Annotated in this window: 19 protein-coding genes, 1 tRNA gene and 1 riboswitch; of the genes, 7 read left to right on the top strand and 13 right to left on the bottom strand. The window is 43.0% G+C overall.

What is annotated here, in order from left to right; all coding sequences use genetic code 11:
- Positions 1 to 84: 84 nt before the first annotated feature.
- The 11 genes from KTE19_RS09640 to KTE19_RS09690 form a co-directional block, all read right to left on the bottom strand.
- The gene (locus tag KTE19_RS09640) at positions 85 to 405 is read right to left on the bottom strand and encodes a hypothetical protein (protein WP_056981893.1); all 321 of its coding nucleotides are present in this window, start codon (positions 403 to 405) and stop codon (positions 85 to 87) included.
- Between the two features lie 5 nt (positions 406 to 410).
- Positions 411 to 821, bottom strand: a complete 411-nt coding sequence (locus tag KTE19_RS09645; RefSeq protein WP_217162299.1) for a PTS sugar transporter subunit IIA — start codon at positions 819 to 821, stop codon at positions 411 to 413.
- An 89-nt stretch (positions 822 to 910) separates the two neighbouring features.
- Positions 911 to 1,525 (bottom strand): HAD family hydrolase, encoded by a 615-nt coding sequence (locus KTE19_RS09650; protein WP_217162301.1) that lies wholly within the window; start codon positions 1,523 to 1,525, stop codon positions 911 to 913.
- A 216-nt stretch (positions 1,526 to 1,741) separates the two neighbouring features.
- Positions 1,742 to 1,827, bottom strand: a tRNA-Leu gene (locus tag KTE19_RS09655).
- Positions 1,828 to 1,878: 51 nt separating this feature from the next.
- Positions 1,879 to 2,757 carry a homoserine kinase gene (gene thrB / locus KTE19_RS09660; protein WP_217342174.1) on the bottom strand — a complete coding sequence of 293 codons (879 nt, stop codon included), beginning with the start codon at positions 2,755 to 2,757 and terminating at the stop codon, positions 1,879 to 1,881.
- Between the two features lie 27 nt (positions 2,758 to 2,784).
- The gene (locus KTE19_RS09665; protein ID WP_217162305.1) at positions 2,785 to 3,255 is read right to left on the bottom strand and encodes a SprT family protein; all 471 of its coding nucleotides are present in this window, start codon (positions 3,253 to 3,255) and stop codon (positions 2,785 to 2,787) included.
- Positions 3,256 to 3,259: 4 nt separating this feature from the next.
- Positions 3,260 to 5,440, bottom strand: coding sequence for a Tex family protein (locus tag KTE19_RS09670; RefSeq protein WP_217162307.1), 2,181 nt, complete (start codon positions 5,438 to 5,440; stop codon positions 3,260 to 3,262).
- A gap of 292 nt (positions 5,441 to 5,732) precedes the next feature.
- A complete protein-coding gene (locus KTE19_RS09675) occupies positions 5,733 to 6,164 on the bottom strand; it encodes a hypothetical protein (RefSeq protein ID WP_217342175.1) in 432 nt (143 codons plus the stop codon).
- Between the two features lie 19 nt (positions 6,165 to 6,183).
- Positions 6,184 to 9,081: a calcium-translocating P-type ATPase, PMCA-type gene (locus KTE19_RS09680; protein WP_347339412.1), complete on the bottom strand. Its 2,898-nt coding sequence runs from the start codon at positions 9,079 to 9,081 to the stop codon at positions 6,184 to 6,186.
- Between the two features lie 183 nt (positions 9,082 to 9,264).
- Complete coding sequence (gene nadE / locus KTE19_RS09685) at positions 9,265 to 10,092, bottom strand: NAD(+) synthase (RefSeq protein WP_217162317.1); 828 nt, start codon at positions 10,090 to 10,092, stop codon at positions 9,265 to 9,267.
- Positions 10,093 to 10,104: 12 nt separating this feature from the next.
- Positions 10,105 to 11,562 carry a nicotinate phosphoribosyltransferase gene (locus KTE19_RS09690; protein WP_217162319.1) on the bottom strand — a complete coding sequence of 486 codons (1,458 nt, stop codon included), beginning with the start codon at positions 11,560 to 11,562 and terminating at the stop codon, positions 10,105 to 10,107.
- Positions 11,563 to 11,689: 127 nt separating this feature from the next.
- Between KTE19_RS09690 and KTE19_RS09695 the strand changes: the two genes are divergently transcribed.
- The gene (locus KTE19_RS09695; protein ID WP_217162320.1) at positions 11,690 to 12,418 is read left to right on the top strand and encodes a WecB/TagA/CpsF family glycosyltransferase; all 729 of its coding nucleotides are present in this window, start codon (positions 11,690 to 11,692) and stop codon (positions 12,416 to 12,418) included.
- A gap of 144 nt (positions 12,419 to 12,562) precedes the next feature.
- Here KTE19_RS09695 and KTE19_RS09700 read toward each other — a convergent pair whose 3' ends face one another.
- Positions 12,563 to 13,267: a GntR family transcriptional regulator gene (locus KTE19_RS09700; protein WP_054748393.1), complete on the bottom strand. Its 705-nt coding sequence runs from the start codon at positions 13,265 to 13,267 to the stop codon at positions 12,563 to 12,565.
- 225 nt (positions 13,268 to 13,492) lie between these two features.
- The gene (proC, locus tag KTE19_RS09705; RefSeq protein WP_217162321.1) at positions 13,493 to 14,293 is read right to left on the bottom strand and encodes a pyrroline-5-carboxylate reductase; all 801 of its coding nucleotides are present in this window, start codon (positions 14,291 to 14,293) and stop codon (positions 13,493 to 13,495) included.
- A 159-nt stretch (positions 14,294 to 14,452) separates the two neighbouring features.
- Positions 14,453 to 14,542, top strand: a riboswitch (TPP riboswitch).
- A 103-nt stretch (positions 14,543 to 14,645) separates the two neighbouring features.
- Between proC and KTE19_RS09710 the strand changes: the two genes are divergently transcribed.
- From KTE19_RS09710 to KTE19_RS09735, 6 genes are all read left to right on the top strand, one after another.
- The gene (locus KTE19_RS09710) at positions 14,646 to 15,218 is read left to right on the top strand and encodes an ECF transporter S component (protein WP_217342176.1); all 573 of its coding nucleotides are present in this window, start codon (positions 14,646 to 14,648) and stop codon (positions 15,216 to 15,218) included.
- A 15-nt stretch (positions 15,219 to 15,233) separates the two neighbouring features.
- Positions 15,234 to 15,839: a Ykof family thiamine-binding protein gene (locus KTE19_RS09715; protein ID WP_217342177.1), complete on the top strand. Its 606-nt coding sequence runs from the start codon at positions 15,234 to 15,236 to the stop codon at positions 15,837 to 15,839.
- A 119-nt stretch (positions 15,840 to 15,958) separates the two neighbouring features.
- The gene (locus tag KTE19_RS09720; RefSeq protein WP_217162324.1) at positions 15,959 to 16,375 is read left to right on the top strand and encodes a pyridoxamine 5'-phosphate oxidase family protein; all 417 of its coding nucleotides are present in this window, start codon (positions 15,959 to 15,961) and stop codon (positions 16,373 to 16,375) included.
- Between the two features lie 629 nt (positions 16,376 to 17,004).
- Positions 17,005 to 17,184 (top strand): N-terminal phage integrase SAM-like domain-containing protein, encoded by a 180-nt coding sequence (locus tag KTE19_RS14345; RefSeq protein ID WP_217162325.1) that lies wholly within the window; start codon positions 17,005 to 17,007, stop codon positions 17,182 to 17,184.
- Positions 17,185 to 17,231: 47 nt separating this feature from the next.
- Entirely contained in the window at positions 17,232 to 17,549 is a 318-nt protein-coding gene (locus tag KTE19_RS14350; protein ID WP_217162326.1) for a tyrosine-type recombinase/integrase, read from the top strand.
- 28 nt (positions 17,550 to 17,577) lie between these two features.
- The gene (locus KTE19_RS09735) at positions 17,578 to 17,916 is read left to right on the top strand and encodes a site-specific integrase (RefSeq protein ID WP_217162327.1); all 339 of its coding nucleotides are present in this window, start codon (positions 17,578 to 17,580) and stop codon (positions 17,914 to 17,916) included.
- Positions 17,917 to 18,129: the final 213 nt, after the last annotated feature.

The following is an 18,129-nucleotide window of genomic DNA, read 5'->3' on the forward strand; positions in this document are numbered from 1 at the left end:
AGGTCAAAACAAAAAGAGCCCTAATCACAAAGTGATTAGAACTCGAATTTAGTTTCACCAACAACAGTTGACGAAGAGCCCGAACTAGCCACGAACTTGTAATTCCATCTGTCCCTTCTGAGGAGCGAAATTAATCCTGATAAGCGGTTCTTCTAGGATCTTGCCATATTCCTCCAGAACATCATCTGGAAGCGGTGTGTGAGCTCGTAATAGCGTTAAAACGTCACCAGCATCTCTTGCTGACCGCAGATCAATAAACAAATTAATTTTGTTAACGACGTCTCTGTACAAGTCGGTTAAAATGCCATTCGGCTTTCCTTCCAAATCGGTAATGACCACCTGAGAAGCGTCAAACCCCATGTGATTGAAACTCACCATCTTCAATACATCGAATAAATTATCCATTGGTCTCAAATCCCTTCATGATTTTCTGATAACTTAAATTGGCGGATGGCATTTTTTGAAACTGACATCAGATGATCTACTAAGTTGGTTAGAGAAGTCTTTCTGGAAACAAATGCCTCTAACAAAATAGGTAAATTAACACCACCAATTAACGCAATATGCTCGGGATTATCCGCAACGATCCGACCAGCTGCCTCAAATGGAGAACCACCCCACATATCAGTGAAAATTAACACATCATGATGTTCAGTAAACACTGTCAACGCTTTATTATATTTAGCTTGAAGTGAATCAATGCCATCATTGGGATCCAAAGAAAGCCAACTAATCTGTGCCTGCTTGCCAGCAATCATTTCAGAAGTTTTGACAATCTCCTCTGAAAGCCTGCCATGACTTGCAACTAAAATCGAAATCATCCAATCACCTTTTCATTTGTCATTAATCTTATGTTCTACGTTTAGTTACCACCAATATATCACAAAAGAGCGGTTTCATCTTGGTTATCTTAAATCTTAAGTAAGTCGGCTGGTGTCTGAAGGTCGTAATCGGTTTTCTCAAATTCGGCTGTTTTTTCGGTTCGCCAGCCGGCTAATGCAAATTTGACATTTGCAGCGTGAGCAGCCTGCAGATCATAAATTGTATCGCCGATATAGATCGTTTCATCAGGATCTGCAGCTAATTTTTCGATTCCTTTTAGAACCATATCAGGAGCTGGTTTACCGCGTTTGATTTCATTTGAGAATACAAATTGATCAAAATATTTATCCAGACCAAATCGGGTGACGTCTCGGTGAAATTCGCTTTCCTGTTTTGACGTTGCAATTGCTAGACGAGTATTTTGCATGGCGTGGATTTTAGCCAACGCGTCAGTAATTCCAGGATAAACGTGGGCATAGTGCTTATAGTCCTTGATTTGACCAAACCACTTGGCAAGCATCCCCTCAACATCCTGAACGCCCAAAATTTTGAGAGCGTCAGTGGCGGTGATTCCAAACACCTTTTTTACGTCATCATATGTAACGTCATACCCGTTTTCGATGAGCGTTTTATGCAATGGTAAAAGGTACATTTTTTCTGTGTCAATTAAAGTTCCATCGACGTCAAATATCAAATACTTCATACAGTCAACTCCAATTATTGATTTGTGAATCAGGTCGCGCTATGTTGTTGCGCAAGGATCAATGATGTCCTGGTTGAACTACTTTCAGTCCCATACGCCTATAAATTTTCAGCGTCAAAATTTCGCTGCAGTCCAACCAAACAGTATTCATCAACCATGCTTCAACAAAAAAAGTCCCAATTACTACCAAAATGATAGTAACTCGGACTTTAATAATGCGGCCAAGAAGATTCGAACTTCCACCGAGATAATTCTCGACAAGATCCTTAATCTTGCGCGTCTGCCAATTCCGCCATGGCCGCATCAACAGATAAAATTATAGCAGAAATTAGCAGTCATGACAAATACTTTTTTTATTCGCCGCGAACCGTTGCGCCTTCTTGGTCTATTTGTAACAGTCGTAAACTACCATTCATATTTTTTTGTTGTAACTCAATTCTAAGTTCGGTCAAAGCTGCTTGTTTCCCCAGGGTTGAAACCGTTGGACCAGCACCACTCAAATAAGTACCGTAAATATTAAGCTTATGCGCCGTTTCCAAAATGGTATCCATCTCCGGCACAAGTTCTTTTCTGGCCGGCTCATGGATTTGGTCCCCTTCGATTAATTTAACCGCTTCATCCCACTTGCCTTGAGCTGCAAGGGCAACAAAGACATTCTCTTTGCTGCTGGCATGAATCGCCTTCTCAAAGCTGATTGTCTTAGGCAATTTCTTACGGCTTTCCGCTTCACTGATCCCATCAGGGCGAATATACATCAAAGCGTATACATCCGGTAATTCAATCCGGGTCGCAACTGCTTGTTGACCATCGAAAGTTGAAACGGTCAGCTGGCCCAACAATGCGGAAGCAACATTTTCTGAGTGTCCCTCAAATCGAGAGCCAAGGTTAATTTGATCTGCTACCGACAGATCCAAATCACCTAAGGCGTTGGCAATCTTGATCCCAGCTACCACGGCCGTTGTGCTCGAACCAAGCCCGTGGGCAATTGGGACATCTGAGATAACAGTCAGCTGTCTTGGATGAATGTCTGGATCCACTTTGAGAATTGTCTGGACGATTAAATTTTGCTCATCGGTTGGAACGTCAGCTCCTAAGGCATGATTAACCTTCCACTTATCGGTTTTTTCTTCAACAATCACCGTGTAGTACAAATGAAGGGCAACCCCAACAGAATCAAATCCAGAACCTACGTTGGCTGAAGTCGCCGGAACGCGAATAATTAGTTTTGCCATTGTCAAACTCCTTTCGTTATCAATGATCTATTGTTTCTCGAGACCGATATCGATTAACGTTAACCTGCTGTGGCATCGACCACAGACATATTTCGAAACATTGATCCTTCGTTTCCTATGATACTCCAGACCACAATGTGTGCACCGATAAAGATATTTAACATGAAATGAAGGCGTAGTTGATTCAATCCGTGGTGCATATCTGGATCCACCAACTGCCTGTAACAATTGTTTAAATTCAGGGGTGTTATGCCGACCACTGAATCCCGCAAGATTGAGATGATAATGACACAACTCATGTTTGATGATACCAATTAAAACGTCATGAGACTGGCCATCATCCATCTTAGGATTGATATCAATATCGTGACTGTCTAAATGATAACGGCCACCAGTTGTCCGCAATCTGGGATTGAAGTAGGCCCGATGCGTAAAGGGTCTGGAAAAAAATTGGATCGATATTTGTTCGACTAAGTGTTGTAATTCAGTATTTGTCATTAGCTTATCTCTTCTGTCCTGCTTCTGGTTCCACCATCGTTAATTGAATCCGGTGACGATCAGCATCCACTGAATCAATCCAAACGGTCACAATATCTCCAACAGAGGCCACTTTGCTTGGATCTTTGACAAAATGGTCACTCATTTTGGAAATATGCACCAAGCCATCCTGCTTAACCCCAATATCCACAAATATGCCGAAGTCAACAACGTTTCTGACGGTTCCTTGAAGCTTCATCCCCGGCTTTAGATCGGCCATTGTTAACACATCTTTTCTGAGTAATGGCGCGGGCATCTCATCTCGCAAGTCTCGGCCAGGAGTCTCAATTCCCTTAATGATATCCTGCAGCGTTTCACGCCCAATTTCTAGCGACTGAGCAGTTTGGTCTAAATCAATTTGACTGAGTTTTTTAGCAACAACCGGCTTGCCAAGGTCGGCTGCACTCAGATCGGATTGCTTGAGTAATTGGTAAGTCGCCGGATAACTTTCTGGATGAATGTCCGTATTATCAAGTGGATTATCGCCATCAATAATTCGGAGGAAACCAACGGACTGTTCAAACGCTTTTGGCCCCAATCTCGGTACCTGCTTCAAATCCGAGCGGTCATTAAATTGGCCGGCCTCATTGCGGTACTTAACGATGTTATTTGCAGTAGATTTGGTTAACCCAGAAATATGAACTAGCAAATCCGGACTAGCAGTATTTAAATTAACCCCCACCCGATTAACAGCCGTTTCAACCACTTGATCCAATTTTTCACTTAGCTGTTTTTGAGGCACATCATGTTGATATTGACCAACTCCGATAGCTTGGGGATCAATTTTGACCAATTCAGCCAAGGGATCTTGAATCCGTCGGCCAATACTAACGGCCGATCGTTGTTCAACACTGAAATCAGGGAATTCTTCTCTGGCAACCTTGCTGGCAGAATAAACAGATGCCCCGGCCTCGTTCACAATGACGTAATAAATTGGCGTCTCAATTTCTTTAATGGCATCGGCAACGAACTGTTCTGATTCCCGGCTGGCAGTCCCGTTACCTATCGCAATCATTTCCACGTGGTTTTGGTTAATGAAATCAATGAATTCCCCTTTGGCTGCTTTTCGTTTTGCTTCACCAGCAGGCTTGTGAGGATAAATCACCGTTTTGGCTAAATACTTCCCATTCTGATCAACCACTGCGAGCTTACAACCAGTCCGATAAGCCGGATCAAAGCCCATGACAACTTTACCCTTTAATGGCGCCTGCATGAGCAAGTTATACAGATTCTTGCCAAAAATATCGATTGCGTGGTTATACGCAACTTCACTCAAATCCTTACGAATTTCCCGTTCGATTGCGGGACCAATGAAGCGTGAATAGGCGTCTAACACGGCACTTTCCACAATTTTGGCCGCCAAACCAGTTTGGTTACCAACTGTATTGGCTTTTAAATGCCAATCAATCGGCGTTTCATTCACATCGATCTTCACCGATAAAATACCTTCCTTTTCACCACGATTGATTGCTAAGGTCCTAAATGAGGGAATTGATTTGACCGATTGAGAAAAATCATAGTACTGCTGATAAGTCCCTTCTTCGTCAGCCTCTTTAGCACCTCTTTTGATCTTGGTCACCAGGGCACCGTACTGATTAGTATTCTGGCGAACCCAATTTCGAAAATCGGCTCGATCACCAAATGTTTCAGCCAAAATTTCATGGATACCATCAAATACAGCAGCCTTATCAGGGAGTTGTTTTTCTGGATCAACGGCTTGTTCAACCAGGCTATCCAAATTAGGGGCAAACTTTAGCGCGGCATCTGCTAATGGCTGTAAGCCCTTCTCTTTGGCAATTGTGGCCTTTGTCCGCCGCTTTTGCTTGTACGGTAAGTATAAGTCTTCGACCTGTTGGAGGACGGTTGCCGCGTTGATTTCAGATTCGAGCTGAGGGGTTAGCTTTTGCTGCTCGGTGATGATTTTGATAACCTCAGCTTTGCGCTTATCCAACGTCTGAATTCGGTGAGCTGCCGCTTCAATATCTCGAATTTCAACTTCATCCAAGTTGCCGGTTCGCTCTTTTCGATATCGGGCAATAAAGGGAACCGTGTCGCCTTCATCGAACATTTTCAGTGTTTCAGAAATTTGCTTGATTCGTAATTTAGGTAAATCATGCCGAATCTTTTCGGCAAGTGTATCAGTCATTTATTCCACCTCATCAAATAATGTCACGGTTAATTATATCATGTTCAGTCAGTGAGAAAAATTATTGGGCAGAAGAAAGATTGGGACAAGCCACAATTGATCCCAGAATTTAAGTCAAAAAAGTAATGCATTCCAAAACCAGAATGCATTACTTTTTTGACTTAAATGGCGGGGATCAGCGGTTGGTCGCAAGTTTTATCAATATGAGCAGGGAAAGCCAAGTTGCATTTATAAACAATTTACCGCCTAACGTTCCCTTTTGTTTAGATCTGAAACAGTCGCTGTCGGTTACTTACATACCGCCCATAATTCTCGTCGTCACACTGGAAACCTTCGCAATGCTACCCTCCTGATCCTTCTCCGACTTATTGAACTGATCCACATTAATCGTCGTGACATCCGGATCAATGCTATCGGTCATTGCTTGGCAAGCATTAGTATAGTCCTCGTAATGGCGAACCAACAGCTTATGTTTGCCCAGAACTTTGACAGGCACCGGTGCCTGTTGAAGCTTGTTGACATTTTCCTTGTACTTATCAGTTCCTGACTGGAAATGGGCCTTAATTCTTGCTAATTCGTCCGTCGACAATTCTGAAACGGTATCGGCGTCAATTGCCTTTCGTAACGTTTCAAAATCATCATTGAGGTCCGTACCATTTGCGGATGTTGAATCGATCACATCCGATACGACCTTTGCATAATGTTGCATATCTTGTGGTTTCAAACTATCATTACCCCCATTTTTATTGTTTGTGGAAAAAGTGTCTCTGAATGTATTTTACTACTTCTGTGATCACAACGATCATAAAGCCACCAAATACCACCACGACCCATTGTGAAGCGGTCAAGTTAGACACATGGAACATTTCGTTGAAACCGGGAACTGCAATTGTCGCAATTAACAGAATAGTTGATCCCAACAATGCCCAGTTAAAGAATTTATTTCGGAACAGCCCCACTCTAAAGATCGATTGATGAATGGTCTTGGAGTTAAAGGCGTGGAAAAGTTGGATTAATCCCAAAGTGGCATAAGCCATCGTCAACGCATCTGCGTGAACCAACGCTTCTGATGAGTGCACCGGATTGATAATCGCGAAAGCATAAACCGCTAACGTAATGAAACCTTCAAAGAAGCCCTGATACAGGATATTACTCATGATCCCCCCAGAAAGGAAGTTTGACGATCTGCCCCGAGGCTTGCGTTTCATAATTCCCGGCTCGGCGGGTTCAACGCCCAATGCGATCGCTGGGAACGTATCGGTTACTAAGTTAATCCACAAAATCTGGACAGGTGCCAAAATTTCCCAGCCCATCATTGTCATCACAAATAAAGTTAAAACTTCTCCTAAGTTCGCTGATAACAGGTATTGTAGTGACTTTTGAATGTTTGAAAATACTTTTCGGCCAGCTCGAACGGCGGTTACAATCGTGGCAAAGTTATCATCTGCCAAAACCATATCGCTGGCTTCTTTAGACACTTCGGTCCCAGTAATTCCCATGCCAACACCGATGTCGGCAGTCTTGAGGGCGGGCGCATCGTTTACGCCATCACCGGTCATGGCAACGACCTTCCCCTTTTTCTGCCAAGCTTTCACAATTCGAACCTTGTGTTCTGGGGCAACTCGGGCATAAACGGCAATATTGCCAACGGCGTCATCGAATTGGGAATCAGACATTTCATCTAATTGCGCACCGTTAATGACTTTATCTGTATCCTGTGAATCTCCGTGGTCAATAATTCCCAGCCGTTTAGCAATTGCTTGGGCAGTGTCCTGGTGATCTCCTGTAATCATCACGGATTTGATCCCTGCTGATTTGGCTTCAGCAACCGCCTGAGCCACTTCTGGTCGTTCAGGGTCAATCATTCCGATCAAACCAACAAAGGTCACGTCACGTTCTTGAGCGTCACTCGTCAAGTCAGTGGGAACTGAGTCAACCATTCGGTAAGCAAACGCAAGAACTCGGAGTGCTTGGGTTGCCAAACTGTGATTGGTGTCACTGATGAGTTTCTTATCCCCATCAGTGATGTCTCGGACCTGATCACCATCTTTAATCTTTGTGACACGTTGTAGTAACTGGTCAGGGGCCCCTTTCATCGTCATCATGATCTGACCGTTATCCATTTGGTTAAAGGTCGACATGAGTTTTCGTTCCGAATCGAATGGGATCTCGGCTAACCGTTTGTGTTGGTTAACAAAATCTTGAACAGGTTGATCTTTGTTCAAATAAAAGGACACAAGCGCCGTCTCAGTTGGATCACCCGCCAATTGATCTTCTTGGAACTTGGTATCATTATTCAATACCATGATTTGGGCAAGCTGATCAGATAAATCCAGTTGGGTATCAGCAGAATCGGCCAATTTTTCATTCAGGAAAACCTTTTCGACGGTCATTTTGTTTTGCGTCAACGTTCCCGTTTTATCAGAACAAATGATATCCGTACTCCCAAGGGTTTCGACTGCTGGCAGCTTTCGGATCAACGCGCGATGCTTGGCCATTTGCTGAGTACCAAGCGCCAAGGTGACCGTCACAATTGCGGGTAAGCCTTCAGGAATTGCGGCAACGGCCAATGAAATCGCCGTTAACAGCATGTTAATCAAGCTCTCCTGGCCGCGAAGCATTCCCATGCCAAACACAATGACGGCAATCACCAAAATCAAAACCGTCAGCATCTTTCCAAGGGACTTCAAGTTGTCCTGAAGCGGTGTCGTTGACTCTTCAGTGGTGTTAAGCATGTGGGCAATTTTACCTACTTCGGTATTCATTCCGGTCCCGATCACAATCCCAACACCCCGTCCAGACGTGACATTACTGTTCATGAAGCCGAGATTTTTGCGATCCCCTAGGGGTAAGTCATTCTCCGAAATTGTTTCAACCTGCTTGTTAACAGGAACGGATTCACCCGTTAACGCAGCCTCTTCGATTTTGAGCGAGTTTGCCTCAGTCAGTCGCAAGTCGGCCGGAACAACATCCCCTGCTTCCAGCAAAACAATGTCTCCCGGGACAATCTCTTCACTTTTAATTGAGATCGACTCACCATTTCGCAAAACCGTTGCCATTGGTGCTGACATCTGTTTGAGCGAATCGATTGCATTTTCTGCTTTGGATTCTTGGAAAACCCCAAAGATCGCGTTGAGAATCACAACTGCCAGAATAATAATGGCATCGACATGTTCACCGGCAATTCCTGCAATAATGGCCGCAACAATCAAGATGATAATCATCAGATCTTTAAACTGGGCAATAAATTTCTCCAGTAGTGTGGTTCGCCGCTTGGCAGTCAACTTATTAGGGCCGAATTGCTGGCGACGTTCAGCCACCATGCTGGTCGTCAGCCCATTTGGATTGGACTTCATTTGTTGCATGATGTCGGCAACGGATCGCTGATAACTAAATTTTTTCTCCTGTGTCATTAACTTTCTCCTCTGAGTAAGCCCAACCGAGCATTGAAAAGTTGAACATGCGCTTCCTCGTATATCCATTCTTGGGAAAGCAATATGTGAGGGACTAATGTGCAGACTTCTGCTTGGATGAACTGTCCTAAATTTAAGTGAGTAACGAGCAACGAGCGCATCAACCCAGCTCTCATCTTCCCCAATGCTTCCAATAAATGCTTGGAAACTGACTGTAGCGGGTGGCATGTCTTAAAAAGAAAGAGACCTGCAGATTTCTTCCCATGAAGAATCCACAAGTCTCACCATTTAAGAGTTATCCCGGAAATACGAATATTTCACGTTGACGAGATAATCACAGCATACCGCTGCTGGTTACTCCCTTTATTTATCATTATTATACATAATCACTAATAAAATGTCACTCTTTAATTACTTCCAAAACGTATCATAGACATTAATTGGCGTGTGACGCTTGTGTTCAGTCTTGTTATACCAGCCTTCAATGGTCTCGGCAGCTTTTTCAGAAATATTTTTGCCTTCTAGGTAGGCATCAATATCTTGGTAGGTCACTCCCAAGGCAACTTCATCTGGCAAGGCCGGCCGGTTATCTTCAAGATCAGCAGTCGGTGTCTTTTCATAGAGATGCTTGGGTGCGCCAAGTTCATTTAAGAGCTGTTTACCCTGTCGTTTATCTAATCGCCAAAGGGGGGTGATATCAGCTGCCCCATCACCAAATTTGGTGTAGAAACCAGTGACAGCTTCGGCAGCATGATCAGTTCCCACTACGGCACCGCTAGTCTCACCCGCAATTGCATATTGCGCAATCATCCGTTGGCGGGCCTTGATATTCCCTTTATTAAAATCGCTAATCTGGATGCCATTTGCCTCAACAGATTCTGTAGCTGCATCCACAGCGGATTGAATATCCACCCGAAAAACCTTGTCGGCATTCATAAATTTGATTGCTTCAAGGGCATCAGACTCATCTGCTTGAACACCATAAGGGAGCCGGACGGCAATAAATTGATAACTGATATCACCAGTTTCGTCACGCAGTTCACTAATCGCCATTTCCGCCAATTTCCCTGCTAATGTTGAGTCCTGACCACCGGAGATGCCGAGTACCAAGGATTTTAAAAACGAAAACTTGCGAAGATAACGCTTCAAGAATTCGACACTGCGACGGATTTCCTCGTTTGGATCAATTTCCGGTTTGACTTTTAAAGCATTAATAATTTCCTGCTGCTTTGCTCTCATGTGCATCCCTCGTTAATATTTTATTTGTTGAACGTAATTACGGACTTTTTCAATAATGTCACGCTTATTATCCCAGCACTTTTGTGATAAATCGACCGGATACTTTTGTGGGTTGAGTTCCCGTCGGTATTCAGGCCACAACGCTGCCAATTCTTTTTCGGCATAATCGCTGATCTGAGATAAATTAGGACGATCATAAACCAATTTGCCATCTCTGTAAATAGTTTTCAGTAAAGGTTCCGCATCAAAATTTTCAACGGTCTTGTTGATATAAGTATAATTTGGGTGGAACATGTAAATTGATTTCTCTTCCCGGGGATCCTCAGTTGACAGCGTGATGTAATCACCTTCAGACTTGCCGTCCTTAGTATCGGTAATTCGCCAAACCTGCTTTTTGCCAGGGGTGGAAACTTTTTCCGCGTTCCCGGAAATCTTGATCCGATCGACCATTTGGCCGTCATCATCTTCAACTGACACCATCTTGTAAACTGCCCCGAGAGCTGGTTGATCAAACGCCGTAATTACTTTGGTGCCAACGCCCCAAACGTCAATCTTGGCGTGTTGCATCTTCAAGCTGGCAATCGTCGTTTCATCGAGATCGTTGGAGGCGTAAATCTTCGTATTGGGGTACCCAGCATGGTCAAGAACTTCTCGAACTCGTTTTGACAAGTAAGCCATATCTCCAGAGTCCAAGCGAACGCCCGCAAAGTTAATTTTGTCGCCCATTTCATTGGCAACTTTAATTGCACTGGGAACGCCACTTTTGAGCGTATCATAGGTATCCACAAGGAAGACACAGTCGTGATGGGTTTGGGCATAGGCATGAAACGCCCTGTAATCATTGCCAAACGACTCAACAAGTGAATGGGCGTGAGTTCCGCTAATCGGAATCCCAAATTTTTTACCGGCCAAAACGTTGGAAGTCGCATTAAAGCCACCAATAATGGCCGCCCGCGTTCCCCAAATTGCTGCCGAAACTTCTTGGGCCCGCCGACTGCCAAATTCCATCAGTTGATCGTCACCAACAACCGTCCTAATTCGGGATGCCTTGGTTGCGATTAAGGTTTGGTAATTGATCATATTTAAAATCGCGGTTTCAACCAATTGACATTCACACAGAGTTCCTTCAACTTGAAGGATCGGTTCATTTGCGAAGACAACATCCCCTTCATACGCTGAACGGACCGTGCCCTTAAATTTGAAATTTCGCAAGTAGTTTAAGAAGCTGTCCGGATAATCGGTCACTTCTTTAAGATAGTCAATATCCGAGTCAGTAAAGTGAAGGTTCTCGATATATTGAATAATATGCTCCAACCCAGCGAAAACAGCATACCCGTTTCCAAAAGGCAGTTTTCTGAAGAAGGCTTCAAAAACGGCATGACGATTCTCCATATGCTTCTCAAAATAAGTTGCCATCATGTTGATTTCGTAAAAATCGGTGTGAAGTGTCAAATTATTATTTTCTGACATATTGTTTCAATATCCTTCCCGATGAGATGTTATATAATTAAGTAATCATGTTAATTCTATCATTTATCGTCACATTGACCAGAAAAATGGCGGTTTTTGCTTCAAAATAATTATTGAAGGAGTCATTATGACCAAGCAATCAAAAGTATCGATTTTAGGAATTCCATTTATCAATACAACTCAAAGCGCATTTGAACAGACGCTTCAACAGCGAATCGACCAGCAACAAAATACGTTTGTGGTGACAGCTAATCCGGAGATTGTCATGTATGCCCGCAATCACCCGGAATACACCAAATTAATCAAGGGGGCCAATTTTATTGTCGCTGACGGTATCGGAATCGTGATTGGGGCTAAGCTGTTAAAAACACCGATTGAGGAACGGGTTACGGGCTACGACTTGTTTGAAAGTTTACTCAGCTGGGGCAATCAACATCAAAAGTCGGCCTACTTCGTTGGGGCAAAACCAGCCGTCATCCAGAAGCTACGAGAAGTTGTGAGCAGGCAATTTCCAGATCTTGTCATTGCCGGCACCCATGATGGGTATTTTTACAACGACACTCAAATCGTTAATGATATTCGCCAGACTAATCCGGATATGGTATTTGTTGCAACCGGGTACCCGAAACAAGAAGAATTTATCGAACGAAACCGAGCAGTTACAAATGGCCTTTGGATGGGAATTGGTGGGTCGTTTGATGTGCTTACTGGAACCGTGAAACGTGCCCCGGTTACTTGGCAAAAGATGCACTTAGAGTGGTTGTACCGCGTCATGAAAGAGCCTGCTCGAATCGGCAGACTAATGGTGCTGCCAAAGTACTTGCTGCAAGTCTTAAAACAGCGCTTTTCAAACTGAACTTAAGTCAGCGATCGTTGCGTCAGAAAATCTCACTGCCTGCTACATTCATTACATAAAGGCTCCAAAGTTAAACCCCTTCAGTTTGGGGGATTTTAACTTCGGAGCCTTTATGGATAGTCAAAACGCTTTTATTCAAGTGCCCTATTCTTTTTCCAAATAAAACTCAAATCGATCGCCAACATATTGCGTCCGAACATACTCAAATGGTCGACCGTCTTGTAAATATGTAATTTGGCGTAAACGTAAGATTGCCTCTCCTCGCTTAATATTGAGATATTCCGCAATCCGTTCGGAAGCCAACATTGCTGAAACCGTTTGTTGGGCTTTACCAATCTGAAGGTCTTTCTTTTGCTCTAGTGTCCGATACAACGAACTGGTTACCTCGGACTTTTCCAAGCCCTCGACAATATTCTCCGGCACCGTCGCAACCTCGAAGCAAATTGGCACATCGTCACCATATCGAATTCGCTCCATCCGCAAAACAGGTTGGTCTTGAGTAATATGCAACTTCTCCATTTCACTCAATGACGGTTCCATCGTATGATACGAAACCGTTTTGCTCGACGGCTTCTTGCCTTGGGCCAACATCAAATCCGTGAACCCAGTGACCCCGGACATCTTTTCCTGAACTTTCTGATTGGCAACGAACGTTCCAGAACCAACCCGTCGTTCCAAGATTCCTTCGTCAACAAGAGTCTGAATGGCCTGTCGCAAAGTCATCCGACTAACGCCAAATTCTGTAGACAGCTCGCGTTCAGAGGGGATTCGATCACCAATTTTCCATTTATCGGCTTCGATTTTTCGCTTTATATCATTATGAATCTGAATATAAATTGGCAAACCCACCATTACCAACTCCTTTGGTCTTCTTTATACTTTATTTTAACATAATAATTGAAATCTATGAGGTCTAGATCACTGCAAACCAAATTTGTCCGGATGATTATGCTGAGAAGCGCCGGTGAACAATCGTTTCAGGCCGTAGAAAAAGGATTATGCTTGCATTTCAAACTGACAATGCAATCATAACCCCTGCCCTTGCTGAATCAGAAACCATTAACCGGAAGTCACTTACTTCGTCTTCCCAGTTGACTTATCAATCGTTGCATCGATTCCTTTAACTACCGAACTCAAGAAACCAGCTTCTTCCATCGCTAAGATTCCGGCAATTGTATCGCCACCAGGAGAGCACACTTTATCGATCATTTCGGCAGGCGTCTTTCCAGATTGCATCAATGCGTCAGCGGAGCCAAAGGTTGTTTGTGCAGCAATCTTAGTAGCAGCCTCTTTGCTTAACCCGTATTTAACCCCTGCTCGGCTAAGAGCGTCAATGAAGAAATCAATGTAGGCAACTGCACTGCCAGAAATTGCACTGAACGCAGGGAAAAGCGTTTCGGGCAATTCACTGATTTCACCAGTTGCTTGAAAAATTGAAAGTGCCTGATCCTTTTGGTCACCAGCCAAATTTTCGTTGACAGCAACCGCGGTCATCCCCTGGCCAAATTCCGAATTGATATTTGGTAAAGTTCGGAGAATCGGCAAATCATAATTGGTCAGCTCGGCCAATCGTTCCAAGGAAACTCCTGACACGATTGACACAAGCACTTTATCTTTGGTGAGCGCCGAACGAATTTCAGCAAGCACAGCCTTGGCAATCGCTGGGACTACTGCCAACACCACAAAATCACTATTCTTAGCAACGTCCAGATTAGTTTCCTGCGGTGTCAATCCAAATTTATCAGCATAGTTCTCATAATGAGCCTGGTGCGCACTGTGAATCAAAATATTCTCTGTGGGCACCAATCTTGCTTTGAGTAGCCCCTGAATAATGGCCTGAGCCATCGCTCCGACACCGATAAAACCAATTTTCATGATGAGCCTCCTAATTTCAAGTAATAATCAATAATTTGACAATAGCGGATTGAAAAAGAAATTGCAATGAAAATTTCACGTTTACCGTTAAATAAATGATACCGTTCTTTTCATCATTGGTTATCTGTTGACAATGCTTAGGTGAGCCTGTAGGATAATCAGAGAGAATTGGGGTGCCAGCGTGCTGAGAATATACCCATTGAACCTGATCTGATTAACATCAGCGAAGGGATTTCTTCATCAGTTAACCAATTAATATTAAAGTATTTAACTAATATTTTTGTGTTCTTAACCCGATGGCCCCCAATTCTAACTGAATTGAGGACTTTTTTTATTTGGGAGGACTTGTATTTTGAAGGTATTAGCGAAATGGCATTTGCGTGATATTATCACGATTGCAATTATTTCTGTTTTGTTTGGATTCATTTTTGTTTTTTCAGACTGGCTGTACACGTTAGTTTACGGTATCTTGTCACCACTTGGTTTGGGGCCTTTTGTTGGTGAAGGGTTATTCGGGCTGTGGTGTATGGGCGGTCCAATCGCTTTTATGGTGGTTCGATTGCCAGGCTCATCTCTGATCAGTGAAATTCTTGGCGCCTTTTTGGAAAGCGGCATGGGTGGCCAGTTTGGAATTACGGCCTTATTTGCCGGATTCTTTCAAGGACTAGGGAGTGAACTGGGTTTTGCGAGCTTTAGATACAAGCGGTTTGATGTTAGGTCACTCCTGCTGGCCGCCGTTTTATCAACCGTTGTCACCTTTGGGTCTGCATTATTTATCCATGGCTACATCAAGTTAAAACTCTTGATGATGCTAGCCCTATTTCTCACTCGCTTAGTTTCCAACCTAATTTTCTCGGTTGGCCTTGTGAGTTTGATTCATAATTTATTTACCCGGGCCCATACTTTTGAAACCAGAAAATCATAATTGGAGGAACTTCACATGAACATTGACTGTAATATTGATGGCTCAGTAGACGTAACCGGCTGCAAGCTTAGTGTCTATCCCATGAGTGACCAATTCGCCACGATCATTACCGACGCCATTAAACAACTTAATTCGCTTGAATTACCTGTTTGGCAAAAAACGGATATGTTCAGTACAACATACCGGGGACGCCAAGAAAATGTCGTTAACATTGTGAAAGCTGCATGCCAACTTACCTACACGGATTCAACTCATACCGTATATGAATTGACCTTCTCAAAAGGATGTCCAGGCGATACCGACGCGGATCATTACCTAAATGAAGAAATCACCCCAATCAAGTTGGGCAAAGCGCTCCCCAATATGCATGTCGACTGTAAGTATTCCTTCTATGCATTTGGGGATGCCGACTACATGAAAGATATCGAAAAAATCGTTAATATGGCCGAAGTTAAGGGGCTCAATCCTGAAGGAATGCACTACGCAACTAAATTATCCGGTTCCGTGAATGATTTGTTTGATTACTTTAACGAAGCACTCAGCTATGCCCACGAGCACATTCGCCATTATGTGATGGAAGTGACGATTTCGGTTAATAGTCCATCGGTAAGCTCAAATTAGCAGGAGAATAGTTGACCTCGTGTCATTATTATTGACACTTCCCTAAGAAAGGGTCGATAATATTGTTTATGGTTCATCAATAATTTTTGACGTTGATTTAAATTTAGGAGGTTCACATAATGGCAACTTTAACTGAGGAACAGAAACAATTAGTTCAAGATGCGTTTGGCTTTATCGCAACCGTCGATGAAAATGGTAATCCACAAATTGGCCCTAAGGGTACTCTGCGGGTTCTTGATGATGAACATTTAATCTATAACGAGGAAACGGGTCATCAATCATGGCATAACGTCCAAGTGAATCCGAAGATTGCCGCTGCTTTTCATCCTTATCCCGGTATGAAGGGCTTCCGGGTCGAGGGCAAAGCAACCATTCACAAGGATGATCAAATATTTGATGATGCTGAAAAATATGCTGCCGCAAATCAACTCCCAAAGGCACTCGCCGCTGTCGTTATTTCTGTTGACCGAACGGTTAGTTTGGATGCTGGCAAGAATGCTGGGATTGAAATTGAGAATAACCCAGTGCATGACTGACTTTATAAAATCATTCTTTCTAAAAGGGCTTCAGATATTGGATTATCCGATATCTGAAGCCTTTTTGCTTGATAGTGCCTGATAAAAAAGTTGATAATAAATGTTTTATTTTTTCCAATGATCACGAAAGGTACGAAGTAGTTTGTAAGCAGTAGATAGGTTCTTTCCAATCCTGTGTGATTCGTTACATTAAGATTCGCATGTCCTCCGTTTTATAAGGATCCAGCAACGAAATTTCAATTCTTTCACACGATACTGGAAAGAACCTTTTCACTGCTTACGAAAACTCAATCATGGACGAATATGATCAAAAGTCTTCGTACGAAAAATTTATTTTTTGGAGGAAAGAAATTCTTTATGGATATTGTTATTTTAATAGGGGCAGTTATTTTCGGCATCGTGTCATGATCTCAGCCTTTAATACCAAGATTCGCTATGGCTTTTTCACCCATTACGACAGTCGAAGCAAAGGACTGGGATGGCTTGCTATCCTACTAATCATTATTGGGTTAGGAATAGTTCTTTTAAAAGCTTATTTGAACGGACAACTAGGCTAAATACTTAGTCCAAAATGTAATAACTCGAAAAGCCCGCCATAGCAAAGTTCAGATGACACATCCCCATGTTGGTTGATCCAGTACAAAAACACCGTCAAGGAATCTTCCTGGGCAACCACCCAGCGAATCTTTCGGTTACATATCTTACCCGTGTTTGGAAATACCAGGTTGAAAAGATCACTGTACCAATGTGTCAGCAGGCTGTTAACGACTGGTTCAATGATAGGCTGCGTCAACACCATCGTTTTCTGAATTACGCCGGTAAAGTACTCAAATATGCCATTACCATGCAGCTAATTATGTACAATCCGGTAGATGGTATCATTATCCCTCGTCAAACTGATAATTGGACCCGGCAAAATATTGAGAATTATTACGATAAGCAAGAATTGGAACACCTCTTCGAATGTTTCAAAGATGATAGTCAAATTCCTCAAGCCTGTGTCTTTTTTAGACTAGCTGCTTTTTCGGGGATGCGAAAATCTGAAATGCTGGCACTTAAATGGAGTGATGTTAATTTCAAAGATTGTTCAATTGATATCAATAAAACGCAATCTCGTGGCGCTGATAATCGTTTAGTAGCCCAGTCGCCCAAAACTACCGAACCGTGTTTATAGCGCCTGAAGCCGCCTAAATTTTGCGACAGTGGAAAAAAAGCAAGCAAAGTATTTGCAGGCCTTAGGTTTTCCACTTGGTGACAATTTAGTTTTCTGTAACGAACGAAATAAAATGTTTCAACTAGTTAAACCCCAGCTATGGCTAAAATATGTCATTGATAACTATGATTTGAAGAAAGTTACTGTCCATGCTTTCAGCCATACTTATGCTACTTTATCCCATGATGCGGGTGCCAATCCGATTGCAGTAAAAGAACAACAACTAAGTCACTCGTCACTAAAGACTACTTTTGACGTCTATACCGCCACTACCTGCAAGGAACCTAATGAAGCTACAAAAAAGTTGGCAGCGTATTTAAAATTTTAATTACGGTATACCAATTCGGCCGGATTCGGTCAATTATTGTTGCCACTGATATTTTGGCTCCCCCTGGGGTGACAATCAGTGACAACGGATAACAATCGAAGGTAAAGAAAATCCCGTCCTCATAGGCTTTTGACGGTTCTACAATATCTGTTGTTGGTAATAGATTTTATCTATTACTGATGACAGATTTTTTGTTTCTCGTTAGAATAAAAA

This window comes from Lentilactobacillus dabitei (assembly GCF_019061365.1).
Classification (GTDB): Bacteria; Bacillota; Bacilli; order Lactobacillales; family Lactobacillaceae; genus Lentilactobacillus; species Lentilactobacillus dabitei.

Bases quoted from the DNA above. Each gene is read 5' to 3' on its own strand.
- KTE19_RS09640 (WP_056981893.1), bottom strand. From the start codon at position 405: ATGGATAATTTATTCGATGTATTGAAGATGGTGAGTTTCAATCACATG.
- KTE19_RS09645 (WP_217162299.1), bottom strand. From the start codon at position 821: ATGATTTCGATTTTAGTTGCAAGTCATGGCAGGCTTTCAGAGGAGATT.
- KTE19_RS09650 (WP_217162301.1), bottom strand. From the start codon at position 1,525: ATGAAGTATTTGATATTTGACGTCGATGGAACTTTAATTGACACAGAA.
- thrB (WP_217342174.1), bottom strand. From the start codon at position 2,757: ATGGCAAAACTAATTATTCGCGTTCCGGCGACTTCAGCCAACGTAGGT.
- KTE19_RS09665 (WP_217162305.1), bottom strand. From the start codon at position 3,255: ATGACAAATACTGAATTACAACACTTAGTCGAACAAATATCGATCCAA.
- KTE19_RS09670 (WP_217162307.1), bottom strand. From the start codon at position 5,440: ATGACTGATACACTTGCCGAAAAGATTCGGCATGATTTACCTAAATTA.
- KTE19_RS09680 (WP_347339412.1), bottom strand. From the start codon at position 9,081: ATGCCACCCGCTACAGTCAGTTTCCAAGCATTTATTGGAAGCATTGGG.
- nadE (WP_217162317.1), bottom strand. From the start codon at position 10,092: ATGAGAGCAAAGCAGCAGGAAATTATTAATGCTTTAAAAGTCAAACCG.
- KTE19_RS09690 (WP_217162319.1), bottom strand. From the start codon at position 11,562: ATGTCAGAAAATAATAATTTGACACTTCACACCGATTTTTACGAAATC.
- KTE19_RS09695 (WP_217162320.1), top strand. From the start codon at position 11,690: ATGACCAAGCAATCAAAAGTATCGATTTTAGGAATTCCATTTATCAAT.
- proC (WP_217162321.1), bottom strand. From the start codon at position 14,293: ATGAAAATTGGTTTTATCGGTGTCGGAGCGATGGCTCAGGCCATTATT.
- KTE19_RS09715 (WP_217342177.1), top strand. From the start codon at position 15,234: ATGAACATTGACTGTAATATTGATGGCTCAGTAGACGTAACCGGCTGC.
- KTE19_RS09720 (WP_217162324.1), top strand. From the start codon at position 15,959: ATGGCAACTTTAACTGAGGAACAGAAACAATTAGTTCAAGATGCGTTT.
- KTE19_RS14350 (WP_217162326.1), top strand. From the start codon at position 17,232: ATGTACAATCCGGTAGATGGTATCATTATCCCTCGTCAAACTGATAAT.